10 protein-coding genes are annotated in these 12,964 nt (G+C 66.1%); 2 read left to right on the forward strand and 8 right to left on the reverse strand.

Annotation, left to right across the window (positions count from 1 at the left end):
• Positions 1–124: 124 nt before the first annotated feature.
• From ABID44_RS05995 to ABID44_RS06030, 8 genes are all read right to left on the reverse strand, one after another.
• Positions 125–1,111, reverse strand: a complete 987-nt coding sequence (locus ABID44_RS05995) for an aldose epimerase family protein (protein ID WP_354150782.1) — start codon at positions 1,109–1,111, stop codon at positions 125–127.
• A gap of 112 nt (positions 1,112–1,223) precedes the next feature.
• Complete coding sequence (locus tag ABID44_RS06000) at positions 1,224–2,696, reverse strand: YncE family protein (RefSeq protein WP_354150783.1); 1,473 nt, start codon at positions 2,694–2,696, stop codon at positions 1,224–1,226.
• A gap of 56 nt (positions 2,697–2,752) precedes the next feature.
• On the reverse strand, positions 2,753–3,520 hold the full coding sequence (locus ABID44_RS06005) for a 2,3-dihydro-2,3-dihydroxybenzoate dehydrogenase (protein WP_354150784.1): 768 nt from the start codon (positions 3,518–3,520) through the stop codon (positions 2,753–2,755).
• A 13-nt stretch (positions 3,521–3,533) separates the two neighbouring features.
• A complete protein-coding gene (locus tag ABID44_RS06010; RefSeq protein ID WP_354150785.1) occupies positions 3,534–7,421 on the reverse strand; it encodes a non-ribosomal peptide synthetase in 3,888 nt (1,295 codons plus the stop codon).
• A 2-nt stretch (positions 7,422–7,423) separates the two neighbouring features.
• Positions 7,424–7,666, reverse strand: a complete 243-nt coding sequence (locus ABID44_RS06015) for a phosphopantetheine-binding protein (protein WP_354150786.1) — start codon at positions 7,664–7,666, stop codon at positions 7,424–7,426.
• 11 nt (positions 7,667–7,677) lie between these two features.
• Positions 7,678–8,313, reverse strand: a complete 636-nt coding sequence (locus ABID44_RS06020; protein ID WP_354150787.1) for an isochorismatase family protein — start codon at positions 8,311–8,313, stop codon at positions 7,678–7,680.
• A 6-nt stretch (positions 8,314–8,319) separates the two neighbouring features.
• The gene (locus ABID44_RS06025) at positions 8,320–9,948 is read right to left on the reverse strand and encodes a (2,3-dihydroxybenzoyl)adenylate synthase (protein ID WP_354150788.1); all 1,629 of its coding nucleotides are present in this window, start codon (positions 9,946–9,948) and stop codon (positions 8,320–8,322) included.
• On the reverse strand, positions 9,945–11,144 hold the full coding sequence (locus ABID44_RS06030; protein ID WP_354150789.1) for an isochorismate synthase: 1,200 nt from the start codon (positions 11,142–11,144) through the stop codon (positions 9,945–9,947). Before ABID44_RS06030 ends, ABID44_RS06025 begins: the two co-directional genes overlap by 4 nt.
• Positions 11,145–11,322: 178 nt before the next feature.
• Here ABID44_RS06030 and ABID44_RS06035 point away from each other — a divergent pair, with 178 nt between their 5' ends.
• Both ABID44_RS06035 and ABID44_RS06040 read left to right on the forward strand, forming a co-directional pair.
• A complete protein-coding gene (locus tag ABID44_RS06035) occupies positions 11,323–11,826 on the forward strand; it encodes a cytochrome b (protein ID WP_354150790.1) in 504 nt (167 codons plus the stop codon).
• Between the two features lie 122 nt (positions 11,827–11,948).
• The gene (locus ABID44_RS06040; RefSeq protein WP_354150791.1) at positions 11,949–12,782 is read left to right on the forward strand and encodes an alpha/beta hydrolase; all 834 of its coding nucleotides are present in this window, start codon (positions 11,949–11,951) and stop codon (positions 12,780–12,782) included.
• Positions 12,783–12,964 lie beyond the last annotated feature (182 nt).

The raw sequence follows: 12,964 nt of genomic DNA on the forward strand, positions 1-12,964 counted from the left end.
CATCAATAGTGAACATGTGTCTCTCAATCAAGTCGAATGTTCATGAAAGTCATAATAGCATCCATTCGCCGCAGCTTTACGGCGACCCCTGTGGATGGTCATGGAGAAAGAATGAAAATCGGCGTCAGCGGACCTGAAAGCGGTACTCGGTGATCTGTCGATAGCGTTCATCTGGTTTCAACACCGCGTCCGGAAAGCCGGGATGATGGACCGCATCCGGGAAGCGCTGCGGCTCCAGACACAAGCCGCCGAAACGCACGCCCGGAACCCCGCCGCGCAACATATCGCACACCGGCAGGCCGCCGCCGTCATAGAATTGCAGGCCGGGCTCCGTCGTCCACACCTCCATGACGACACCCGAACGGGCTGCCTCGATACGCGCGGCGAAAGCAGATGCGGCGGAAGGCTTCTGCGCCAGGGCGAAGTTATGATCGTAGCCCTCATAAAGCTCGCCCTCGCGGTGAATCGGTCGCAACTGGCGAAAGTCGAAACGGCTCCCGGCCACTGTGCGGATTTCGCCGGTCGGGATATTGTCCGCGTCCACTGGCGTAAACGCATCCGCTGCGATGCGCAGCCGGTGGCCCAGCACATTTCCGCCGCCATCGAGGTTGAAATACGGGTGCGCGGCGAGATTCACCAGCGTCTCCCGGTCCGTCCGCGCCTCCATTTCCACCACCAGCCGGCCGGGCTCGACCCTGTAGAGACAGCTGGCCCGCACTTCGCCGGGATAGCCCTGATCCCCGTCCGGCGACACCAGTGAAAGAAGTACGGAATCGGCCGCCACCTGCTCCACAGCCCAGTCGCGCGCAAAGAAGCCGCCCGATCCCCCATGCAGATGGGTCCGGCCGTTCTCGTTGAGGTCGAGCTGGTGATCCTTGCCGCCAATGCGCGCGCGGCCCCGCGCGATCCGGTTGGCGCAGCGTCCCACGACAGCGCCGAAGAAAGCGCCATGCGTCCGGTAGGAACGACTGTTGTCGAAGCCAAGCACGACGCCCACCGGGCCGGCGCGGCCCGGCACGGTCAGTTCCGTCAGGGTCGCCCCGAAAGGTATGACGCCGGCGGTGATGCCGCCGGCGCTGATCCTGAATGCTTCGAGGCGATCTTCCGTCATTGCGGCTCCCTTGCGGCGCATCATCACGCAGCCAGTGTAGCCGGAGCGGGACCACCGCGCAGCCCTGCTTTCCAGCGCCGGCCGGCGCAGTTTGCCCGGCCGGCGCGCGCGATCACTTCTTGGGAGAGATCCTGGTGATGCGGTCGTTGGCCGGATTGTCCTTGCCCTGCGCCTTGTTGATTGCAAACACGTCGCCCTTGCCGTCGATCGCGACATGGTTGGCGAACGGCGCGTTTTCGAGATTGGCGACGATGTTGCCATCCACGTCCACCACCGTCACCGTGCCCGCGCCGCGGTTGCTGACATAGGCATGCTTGCTGACCGGATCGAATGTAACGTTTAGCGCGCCCGCGCCCACCTGCACGTTGTGCAGCGTCTTGCCGCTCTCGGCGTCGACGATCAGCACATTGTCGCTGCCCTGCGAGGCCACGAAGATACGCTTCGTCTCGCCGTCATAGGCCACGCCGATGGCCCCGCGCGAACCCTCGATCGGGAACACCTTCTCCACCTCGCCGCTGGCGGCGTCGATGATCGCGGCCTCGTCGGTGGACAGGCTGACCGTGAACAGCTTGCCGGACCCGGCGTCGAACTTCAGGCTGCCGACGGAGAAGTTCTCGCCGCGCTTGCCGCTCTTGATCTCGATCGTGCCGGCGGGCTCAAGGCTCCCGGCGTCGAACACCGCCACGTTCGGCGTACCGGTGGCCGTCGCATAAGCCTTGGCCCCCTTCTCGTCCACCACCACATCGCGCGCATGGGGAACCGCGCCCGGCTCGAACTGCTTGACCAGCGAAAGGTCGGACTGCTTGTAGACGGCGACCGTGTTCTGACGGGTGTTGGACACCCACACATTGTCGTTGGCGTCGTCAACGGCGACACCGTAAACGGCGTAGACGCCGCCTTCCCTGCCGTCCTCACGCGCCGGAGCTTCGGCGGGCGAAACCTGCGCCACGATCTCCAGCGTTTCCGGGTTCACCTTGACCAGCGCCGATTCCTTGACCGGCGGGCGGCCGACGGCCGAGGTCACGAACACGGCGTCGTTTTTGGCGCTGTAGGCGCTCTGGTAAAGGCCGGACACAAGCTTGTTGTCCTTGATCTCGAACTTGTCCGCGCCCGACAGCGGCACCTGCGGCGAAACCTTCAGTTCCACGATCTCGGCGTGGTAGGGCGCGGCAGTGGTGAGCACCAGCGGATGCGTGCCGGTGGCGGCGTCTTCCGGCAGCTTGAAGGTCGCTTCGAACTTGCCTTCCTGATCGGCGGTGATCGGGCCGTCGCCCAGCGTCTGCGCGCCGCGCAGGATGGTCACTTCCTGGCCGGGCTTGAAGTTCTGGCCTGAAACCTTGATCTCGGAGCCGGAATAGACCGGCTGGCCCATCTCGGCGGCCCCGGCGCGCGCGCGGCCCTGATAGCTGGCGTCGGGCGCATCGAAGGCGACCTGCGCCAGCGCCGTGCCAAGGCTGAGCGCCAGCGCGCCGGCGGCGACGATGAAGCGCAATCCCGCAGCGGACCGGTTTCGGAAAATGGAGGATGAAGTGCCGTGCATGGAAATGCCTTCCTGTCGGTTGAGGCCGCTGCAAGCAGCGGTCATTTGGGAGAACCGGCTCGTTCTACATAACATGATTGTTGTGCTCAAGTTATATTTGACTAGCCGCGCAAGGTGGCGCCGCCGTCCACATAAAGATCGCTCATGGTGATGTGTCCGGCCCGGTCGGAAAGCAGGAAAACGACCGCTTCGGCTATATCCTGCGGCGTCGCCAGCTTACCGAGCGGAATGCCGCTTTTGAAACTTTCCAGCGAACCGGCGATCACTTTTTCCGCGCCGTTTTCGTCGGCCCACATGCCGGTCTGCATGGGGGTCAGCGTGGAACCGGGCGCGACGATGTTGCAGCGTATGCCGAAGGGCGCAAGCTCCAGGCCGAGACAGCGGGTGAACATGGTGGCCGCCGCCTTCGACGCCGCATAGGCGGCCATGGCGTGGCGGGGAATGCCGGCCGCATTGGAGCTCACCGTCACCAGCGCGCCCCGCCGCCGCTCCTTCATGCGCTTCGCCAATGCACGCGCCACATGGAACACGCCGTCGCTGTTGACGGCGAACACGTTGCGCCAAGTCTCGTCCGAGGTGTCCGTGACAAGATCGGTGGAGAGAATACCGGCCACGCTGACGCCGAGATCGATCGGCCCCGCCGCACGCTCATGCGCCTCGACCAGCGCTTCGACGGCGGCGGAATCGCGCACGTCCAGCGCGGCGCGCGTCACCCTGTCCGCCGGCAGGCCGGCCAGCGTCGCGGCGTCGAAATCGGTCGCCAGAACGGACGCCCCCTCCTCCACCAGAAGCCGCACGACCTCAAGCCCGATGCCGCCGCCTGCGCCCGTCACAAGCGCGGTCTTTCCCTCAAGTCCGGTGGGGCGCACGAAAGAAACTCCTTCAGTCGTATCGGCCAAGCCGGCGGTCCAGTTCCGGCGCGATCAGCGCCGAGGCCGCCGGCGCGGTCAGTTGCGGATGCAGGAACGGCGCGTCGATGCGGTCGAGCCCGGCGGCATGCGCCAGCCACAGCTCCGGCGTCAGATCGGGGCGATCCTTGTGGTCGAGCGCGGCGCGCACATGCGTGACCGTGCCGTCATAGCGGCCATGATAGTGGTTGCGCACCAGCCGGTTGGTGTCGAGAACGACCCGCACCACGCCGTCCAGCGCCGTTCCCGGCAGGTTGCCGAGCGGGCTGTCGCCGGCCCGCAGGAAGGCGGTGATGGCCGCGCGCGTCGTCAGTTCGGGATGCGCGTTGGGATCGTAGCCGGCGATCGCCAGCAGCGCGCGCAGCGCCGCCGCCTCATCCGGTTCCGGCTCCGCCCGCCAGCATTCCGCCGGATAGGAATCGAGCATCGCCACCACGCCGACCTGCTTGCCGCGCGCTTGCAGATGCACGGCCATGGCGTGTGCGATGATGCCGCCCACCGACCAGCCGGCCAGATGGTAAGGCCCTTGCGGGTAAATCTCCGCGATCCGCTTTGCATAGTCGGCGGCCAGCGCGTCGAGACTGTCCGGCAAAGGATGCTCCGGATCGATGGCGGGCGATTGCAGCCCGTAGATAGCCCGCCCTGCTCCCAGCGACCGCGCCAGCGTCCTGTATCCCCATGAAAGCCCGCCAGCCGGGTGGACGATGAACAGAGGCGGCTTGTCGTCGCTTCCGCCGCGCAGCCGGATGATCGGCTCCAGCCCGCTGTCATGCGCCCGGTCAGCCTCGATTGAAGCCGCCAGCGTGGCGATGGTCGGATGCTCGAACAGCACGCCCAGCCCGGGATCGAAGCCGAAACGCTCCTGCACCCGCAAGAGCAGATGCACGGCCAGCAGCGAGTCGCCGCCCAGATTGAAGAAATCGCCATCCGGGTCGGGCAGCGCCTCCAGCCCCAGCACATCGGCCACGAGCCGGCACAGCGCCGCCTCGGTCGGCGTCGCCGGAGCGCGCGCCGCAGGCGCATCGAAACTCGGCGCGGGCAGCGCCTTGCGGTCCAGCTTGCCATTGGCGTTGACCGGCATCACCTGCATCTCGACCATCGCAGAAGGAACCATGTAATCCGCCAGCCTTGCCGCCATATGCCGGCGCAGCCGCTCCACCTCGTAGCCCTCGCCCGGCACGACATAGGCGACGATGTGCCTGGCCCCCGGCCGGTCTTCGCGCACGATCACCGCCGCGTCCGTCACCAGACCGGAGCCGGCGATCGCCGCCTCGATCTCGCCAAGCTCGATGCGCAGGCCCCGGATCTTCACCTGATGATCGGAACGCCCAAGATAGACGACCGCGCCATCCTCGCGCAGCCGCGCCAGATCGCCGGTCATGTACATGCGCTCGCCCGGCCGGAAAGGATCGGCCACGAAGCGTTCTTCGGTGAGGTCCGGCCGCCCCAGATAGCAGCGCGCAAGCTGCACGCCGGCAAGGTAAAGATGGCCGGCGACGCCCGGCGGCTGCGGCCGCAGCCGCTCGTCCAGAACGTAAAGCCGGGTGTTCCACACCGGAAAACCGATCGGCACCGGAGCGCTGTCGTCATCCGGTCCCGCCGGCCAGTAGCTGACATCCACCGCCGCCTCGGTCGGCCCGTAGAGATTGTGCAACTTGCCCGTGATGCGCTGATGGAAGCGGTCGCGGTGATCGGCGGTCAGTTCCTCGCCGCTGCAAAAGGTGCGCACGACGTTCAGGCCCTGCGAGGCCGGCGAAGCCAGAAAGGCGGAAAGCATGGAAGGCACGAAGTGCAGCGTGGTGACGCCATGCCGGCGCACCAGCGCCGCAATCGCCGCCGGATCGCGATGCGCTCCGGGCGGCGCGACCACCAGCCGCGCACCGCACAGGAACGGCAGGAAGAACTCCCACACCGAAACGTCGAAGGTGGCCGGCGTCTTTTGCAGGAAGCGGTCGGCGGCGGAAAAGCCGTAATGCGTGCGCATCCATTCCAGCCGGTTGACGATGGCGCGATGCTCGATCACCACACCCTTCGGCTCGCCGGTCGAGCCTGACGTGTAGATCACATAGGCCATGTCGCCCGGCTCGACCTGCGGCAGCGCCTCGCCGCCCGGTTCCTTCGGCCAGTCGGCCGGAGCCAGCACCTGCGCACCGGAAAAGGCGTCGTTGCCCGGCTCGGCCAGCACGCAGACCGGCTCGGCGGAAGCCACGATGCGGGCAAGACGCTGCGGCGGATTGTCGAGATCGAGCGGCAGATAGGCCGCCCCGGCCCGCAAACTGGCAATCAGGGCGATCACCAGTTCCAGCGAGCGCGGCAGCGCCACCGCCACGATTCTATCGCGTCCCGCGCCACGCTTCACCAGTTCGCCGGCAAGGGCAGCGGTGCGCCGGTCAAGCTCGGCGTAGCTCAGCACCATATCGCCGAACACCAGCGCCGGCGCATCCGGCGTCTTGCGCATCTTCGCCTCGATCAGCGCCGCCAGCGTCGTGTCCGGCACTTCGTGTTCGGTGCGGTTCGCCTCCACCAGATAGCGCTGCACATCGGCCTCGCAAGCGGTCGGCACATCGGCCAGCGTCGCTGCCTCCATGGCCTTTTCGAGGAATGCCGCCAGCCGCCGCGAATGCGCTCTTGTGGCCTCCGGCGAATAGAGAGCGGGATTGGAATCGACCTCCATCAGCAGCGCGCTCAGCGCATCGCCCCGGAAGGTGAAGGTGATGTCGTCCACCGCGCCTGCGCCCAGGATGTTCAGCGTCACGTCCAGCCCTGGCATGGCCGGCGGCAGGTCGAAGGGCTGCATGTTGATCAGCGGCCCGTAAAGTCGTCGCGAACCGCCGACCAGTCCCAGATCGCGGCGCAATTGCTCGGAACGGTAGCGCCCGTGCCTTCGCGCGCGCATCAACTGCTTCGACACGCCAACGAGATAATCGCCCATCGCCTGCGCCTCGTCGGGCGCGATGCGCAGCGGCAGCACGTTCATCAGCATGCAGGGCACGCGCGCCGCGACATTACCGAGCCGGCCCATATAGGGCACGCCGACGACCATCTCTTCCGTGCCGGCAAAGCGCCGGCAATAGGCCGCGACCAGCGCCGTCAGCGCATCCGGCCACGTCACCTTCGCCCCGCTCGAAAAGGCTTGCAGCCGTTCCATGAAGCTGGCGGGCAGATAAAGGCTTTCGCGGTGGAAGCCCGGGCCGGAGATGGCGCGCCCCGGCGCCATGCCGGTCACCGGCTCCAGCCTCGCCATCGCCTCGTGCCAGAAGGCGCGATCGGCCTCGCGCTTTTCCGATTGCGCATAGGCGCGGTCGTCATCCAGCGCCACCTGCAACGGCGGGAAGCTCACTGCCGGCTCCGTGCCCTTCATCAGACAGGCGTAGCGTTCCGCCACCCGGTTGGTGACCAGCACCATGCCGAAGCCGTCGATGGCCAGATGGTGGATGCGCTCGTAGAAGAAGTGCCGCTCGCCCGACAGCCGGTAAAGCCGGAACGAAGCGATCCGGTCGCGAGCGAGATCCAGCGGCGTATTGGTGTCGGCTTCGATCCCGGCCAGCGCCTCGCCTTGCGGATCGGCCGCGCCGGAAACGTCGACGATTTCGAGGAATGGCCGCCGCGATGGATCGACCACCTGCACCGGACCTTGCAGAGCATCCTCGAAGCGCAGCGACAGCGCCTCCGCCTCCTCGACGGTCTCGTCCACCGCCTTGCGGAAGGCTTCGACATCGAGCCGCCCGGCAATATCGAGATATTGCCCCGTGTTGAGGATCGGATTGGCCGGGTCGATGCGCTGCGTGTACCAGAGGCCCGTCTGCGCCTCGGTCAGCGGCGCGCCTGTCCCGGAAATGGCGGCAGGCGGCCTGGCGTCCATATCTAGGCTCCGCCGCCCGCCTGTTTCGCTTGAATCGCCTCCCACCAGCCGGCCAGCGTGAAGCGGTCGGCCAGTTCGGCGAATTCGAGGTCGAGCCCGTCCTCCTGCCATTTCAGGATGAGGTTGAGCAGGCGCATGGAATCGATGCCGAGGTCGATGAGATTGTCCTCAAGCCCGATTTCCTCCGGCTCCTCGTGGATCATTCCGGCGATGTCGGCGCGCATGCGCTCCAGTGTGATGGCCATGTCAGCATCCTTCAGACAAGAGCGGCGATAAGCTGGTCCGCGCTGGTTACGACGCCGCAGCGTCCCGCAACCCAGTCCAGCGCCAGATCGTGCTTTTCGCGTGAAAAATCGGCCAGCGCGTCGGCGGCGAAGAACGCCTCGATGTCGCGCTGGAAGGCTTCCGCCGCCGTCATCATGCAGCCGATATGGGCATAGATGCCGGTGACGATGAGCTGGTCGCGCCCGCGCACCCGCATCAGCGTCTCCAGATTGGAGCGCTGGAAGGCGCTGTAGCGGTGCTTGACCAGCACGAAATCTTGGCCGTGCGGCGCCAGCGGCGCGATGATCCCCTGATCCGCTTCGGACGAACCCATGCCCGGCCCCCACAGGTCGGCCTGCAAGCCGCGGTCGCGCCGGTCCTGATCGCCGTTCTGCGCCGTATAGAACACGGGAACGCCCTTTTTCCTGCAATGTGCGGCCAGAAGCGCGATATTGGCGGTGGCGGGGCCAAGCGGCGCGGCGTCCGCCACGAAGGGGCGCACGAAATAGTTCTGCATGTCGTGGATCAACAGCGCCGCGCGCCCGGTCTCGACCTTCCACGGCCCACGCGATTGGGGCAGTTCGGCCACGGAGGGCAGTTCATAAGGCTGGATCGTCGGCAGGCCCATGGGCGCTCATCCTTTTTCCGCTTGACCGTCGAGGAACGCCTGCCGCAGCCGCGCGCGCAGTTCCTTGCGGCTGATCTTGCCCACCGCCGTGGTCTCGAACCCGTCCACGAAACGGATCTGGTCCGGCACCTTGAACTCGGCCACGTTGCGGGTGCGCATCCACGCCTTGATCGCGGCCCCCTTCGGCTTCTCGCCCTGCGCGATGATGAAAGCGCAGCTCCGCTCGCCGAGGAACTCGTCGGGGATCGACACCACCGCCGCGTCGAACACGTTGGGATGCGCCAGAAGATGATCCTCGATTTCCTCCGCCGATACTTTTTCGCCGGCGCGGTTGATGTGATCGGTCGCCCGTCCCTGCACCACCAGATAGCCTTCGGGCGTGCGCTTCACCACATCGCCGGTGCGGTAGAAACCATCCTCGGTGAAGGAACGCGCATTCGCGCCCGGCTCGTTGTGATAGGCGCGGATCGTATAGGGCCCGCGCGTCAGGAGATTACCGGCCTCGCCCTCGGCCACCGGCTGGCCCGCGTCGTCGACGATCAGCACCTCATCGTCGGCGCTGATGGGCCGCCCCTGCGTCTCCACGACGATCTCGTCCGGATCGTCGAGGCGCGTATAGTTCACCAGCCCTTCGGCCATGCCGAACACCTGCTGGAGCTGGCAGCCCAGCGTGGCGCGCACCCGGCGCGCGGCTTCGGGCATGAACTTCGCCCCGCCCACCTGCAACACCTTCAGACTGGAAAGGTCGTGCTTCGCATTGGCCGCCGCCTGCATCCACAAAAGCGCCAGCGGCGGCACCAGCCCGGTGATCGTCACCTTCTCCTGCTCGATCAGCGCAAAGGCCGTCTGCGCATCGGGCGAAGGGCACATGACGATGCGGCTGCCGGCGTAGAGCGCGCCCATCACGCCGGGCGAACTCATCGGGAAATTATGCGCCACCGGCAGCGCCGCCATGTAGACGCTGCTCTCGTCCAGCCCGCAGATTTCCGCGCTCGCCCGGAACGAATAGATATAGTCGTCATGGGTGCGCGGGATGAGCTTCGACAGACCGGTGCTGCCGCCCGAGATTTGCAGGAAAGCGACGTCGGAAGGCGAAGGATCGCCAGGCAGCAGCGCCGGATCGGGCTCGAAATCCTCGAAGCGGGAAAATTCTTCCGCCTCGCCCAGCACCACGACATGGCGCAGCGTCGGCGCTTCCACCTTCGCCTCGCGTGCCAGTGCGCGATAGTCGAAGCCGTCGCCCCGGTCGGCCACCACATAGCCGGCGGCCTCGGCCCTGTTGGCGAAATGCACGATCTCGGTGCGGCGATGCGCCGGCAGCGCATAGACCGGGATCAGCCCGGCATAAAACAGGCCGAACACCACCGAAAGGAACTCCGGCCGGTTGCCGATCTGCACGATGACGCGCTCGCCGGGCTTCAGCCCCAGCTTCAGGAAGCCCGCCGCCGCCGTTTCGGCGCGGACATGCAATTCGCCATAGCTCCAGCGCTCGCCACCACCCACTACAGCGATGCGATCAGGGAAAGCCGCCGCGCGCTCGCGCAGCATCTTCGGGAAGATTTCGCCACGCCAATAGCCCTTGTCGCGGTAGCGCCGGGCGAATTCCTGCGGCCATGTCTGGCTGACCCGCATCATGCCGCCCGCTCCCGCAACGGATGGCCATGCTCGTCGATACCGAGCGCCGAAAGCAGCGCCACGAACTTGGCCGAGGTTTCGTCAGTTTCGCCCGCCGGGTCGGAACCCGCGACGATGCCCGCGCCCGCATAGAGCGTCGCCCGCTTGCCGGCGAGGCGTGCCGAGCGGATCGAGACGTACCATTCACCGTCGCCCTTCTCGTCGGCCCAGCCGACAGCGCCGGCATAGAAACCGCGATCATAGCCCTCCAGCCGGCCGATCACCTCGGCGGCGCGATTGCGCGGCAGGCCGCAGACGGCCGGCGTCGGGTGAAGCGCGCATGCGAGTTCGGCCACAGGCGTATCGGCATCCCTGAGCTTGCCGACGATGCGCGTTCCCAGATGCCACATGGAGGCGGTGGATCGCAGCGTCGTGCGCTCGGGCGCGTTCAATTCCCTGCAATAGGGCGAGAGCGCGTCGAACACGGCGTCGACCACGGCCTGATGCTCGCGCCGGTCCTTCTCCGAGCGCTCCAGCCCGGCGGCTGAGCGGCGGTCGGCGCCGGGGTCGCCATAGCGCCTCGCGGAGCCTGCCAGCGGATGAGAAACCACCTCGTCGCCCTTCTTCGACACCAGCAGTTCCGGCGTCGCCCCCACCAGCAGCGGGCGCGGCGCATCCGCCTCGGCAGGCAGCAGCGTCGAAAACACGGCGATGCTGGGGTCGCGGGCGAGCGCCGCCAGCAGACCGGCCGCGTCGAATTCATGCGTCGAGACAAGCTCAAGGCTGCGCGACAAAACCACCTTGGTCAGCGGCTCGGCGTCATCGGCCGAAGCCGCGATCATCGCCAGGCAGGCGGCGACCGCATCGGCAAAGACCGAAGGTGCGGGCGCCGGCGTTATGGTGCAGCGAGCGGCATCCGCCGAAGCGGAGGATGTTCCTCTGCCGTCCTTGCCGTCTGCCGTGGAGAAAATTTCCGGCTGGAAGAGATAGTCCGGCTGGGAGCGGTCGAAAGGCAGCGCGCCCATGACGACACGCGGACCCCCTTCGTTTGCCTTGAAGAACGCGCCCACGCGCGCAGCGAGACTCCCGATCGGTCCGCGCCCGACTTCCGTGCGCAGCCCCTGTCCGATCAGAACCCGGCCATGGCCGCGCAGGAGAAAACTCTCTGCAAGTCCACATTCTGTGGCCCGGCCTGAAATTTCTTTATCTGACGACAAGACCCGCACCTGCATTCCATTGTCGCCGTCAAGGCCGCCCTTGCCATGGACCCGACGTCGATTTGCGGGCACCAATATAAATATGAAACAAAATGTCAACTTACAAAGCGGCAATGTAGACAAGGGGCCGCCATGTCGACGACAAGGGCTGAAACGAGGGAATCGCGGAGTATGCGGGATGAACCAGCAGCGCAGATATGATGCCGTCGCCATCTGGCTGCACTGGCTGGTCGCCCTGCTGGTGCTGGCCCAATTCGCGACAGGATGGGTATGGGGCTTCTTCGAGCGCGGCTCGGAACCGCGCTTCTACCTGTTCCGCACGCACATCACCCTTGGATCGGCCATACTTGCGCTGGCCCTGGCCCGCATAGGCTGGCGTCTCACCCATCGCGCGCCGCCCTTGCCCGAAGGCATGTCGCGCCTGCAACGGATCGCCGCGCACGCCGGGCACGGCCTGCTCTACCTCGCCATACTGGCCCAGCCGGCGCTTGGTTTGCTGGCCATTTCCGCCTTCGGCAAGACGCTTGGTCGCTGGCCGCGCGATGCGCATAACGTAGCCGCAAAGCTTATCCTCGCCGTTGTCATGCTGCATGTCGCCGCGGTGATCTGGCACCAGTTCGTCCGTAAGGACGGGCTTCTGGCGCGCATGCTGCCGGCGCGTTTCGCAGCGAACACGCGATGAAGAAGCCTGCGAACCGGGCGATGACCTGAAATCGCGGTTTCCATCGGCTACATGAGAAAAATTATCAGGTTTGTTCGCTGCCGGTCTTGACGGTGTTTTACCCAAGCTGTCACAGCTTGCCGATGCAGCCAGCAGCCGTCACTCCTGCCCCGCCAAAGCAGCCGCAGCCTGCGGCGCTCGCCGTTTTCGACGCCCGTGTTTCCACTCATCGGCTGGAGCGTCGGCTGGTTACCGCCGGGCGCAGGACATTTCAGATTTTCCTCGCCATTCCATGCGCGCAACCTCCTGAGCACGGCTATCCCCTTCTCTATATGCTGGATGGCAACGCCGCATTCGACGCGCTGACGCCCGCACATCTGGAGGCCGCCCCCGGACTGGCGCTCGCCGGCGTCGGCTATGAAACGGACCTGCGCTTCGACGTGATCGCCCGCAGCTTCGACTACACTCCGGCCGAGACGCCGCTTTCGCCCGGCGGACGAAAGACGGGCGGAGCCGACGCTTTTCTGCATCTGCTAACCGGCGAACTGCGTAGAAAGATCGAAACCGCCCTTCCCGTCGATCCATCCCGCCGCACCCTGTGGGGCCATTCGCTGGCCGGCATGTGCGCGCTCCACGCGCTGCTCACCAGACCGGGCGCTTTCAGCCGTCACATCTCCGTCAGCCCCTCGATCTGGTGGAACGACCAGTGGATGCTTGGTCTGGAATCCGCAACACCGCCGACGGAACATGCGGCCCGGGTCCTGCTCATGCTGGGCGATGCGGAACGGCGCTCCAATCCGGCCGGACCGCACTGGGAAGGCCCCGCCCCGCACACGCTGGAGATGGCCGACCGGCTGAGGAGGCGACCGCAACTCGCCGTCGACCTTCATATATTCGAAGGGCTCGGCCATGCCGCCACCCTGCCGGCCTCGCTCGAAGCTGCACTTGCCCTGGCCAGCGCGCCGGAAAATGGCTGACCGACCCCGAAAGGCGTCAGAGACGGCTTGGCCACACAGGGATTTGACACAGTTTGTGGTGAAAATCACCGTCTAATCTTGAATGCATTAGTCAACAATGCTAACCGCCCATCCAACTCGATCAAAAGGGCGGAGCTGTGACGCTCCCGACGGCTCGCCCGAAATGGCGGAGCCCGAAAAAT

Source organism: Aquamicrobium ahrensii (assembly GCF_040545755.1).
GTDB classification, from domain to species: Bacteria; Pseudomonadota; Alphaproteobacteria; order Rhizobiales; family Rhizobiaceae; genus Mesorhizobium; species Mesorhizobium ahrensii.

What these genes read in the sequence shown, in the direction of transcription:
- ABID44_RS06010 (WP_354150785.1), bottom strand. Translation starts at nt 7,421, where the DNA reads ATGGACGCCAGGCCGCCTGCCGCCATTTCCGGGACAGGCGCGCCGCTG.
- ABID44_RS06020 (WP_354150787.1), bottom strand. Translation starts at nt 8,313, where the DNA reads ATGGGCCTGCCGACGATCCAGCCTTATGAACTGCCCTCCGTGGCCGAA.
- ABID44_RS06025 (WP_354150788.1), bottom strand. Translation starts at nt 9,948, where the DNA reads ATGATGCGGGTCAGCCAGACATGGCCGCAGGAATTCGCCCGGCGCTAC.
- ABID44_RS06040 (WP_354150791.1), top strand. Translation starts at nt 11,949, where the DNA reads ATGCAGCCAGCAGCCGTCACTCCTGCCCCGCCAAAGCAGCCGCAGCCT.
- ABID44_RS06015 (WP_354150786.1), bottom strand. Translation starts at nt 7,666, where the DNA reads ATGGCCATCACACTGGAGCGCATGCGCGCCGACATCGCCGGAATGATC.
- ABID44_RS05995 (WP_354150782.1), bottom strand. Translation starts at nt 1,111, where the DNA reads ATGACGGAAGATCGCCTCGAAGCATTCAGGATCAGCGCCGGCGGCATC.
- ABID44_RS06000 (WP_354150783.1), bottom strand. Translation starts at nt 2,696, where the DNA reads ATGACCGCTGCTTGCAGCGGCCTCAACCGACAGGAAGGCATTTCCATG.
- ABID44_RS06035 (WP_354150790.1), top strand. Translation starts at nt 11,323, where the DNA reads ATGAACCAGCAGCGCAGATATGATGCCGTCGCCATCTGGCTGCACTGG.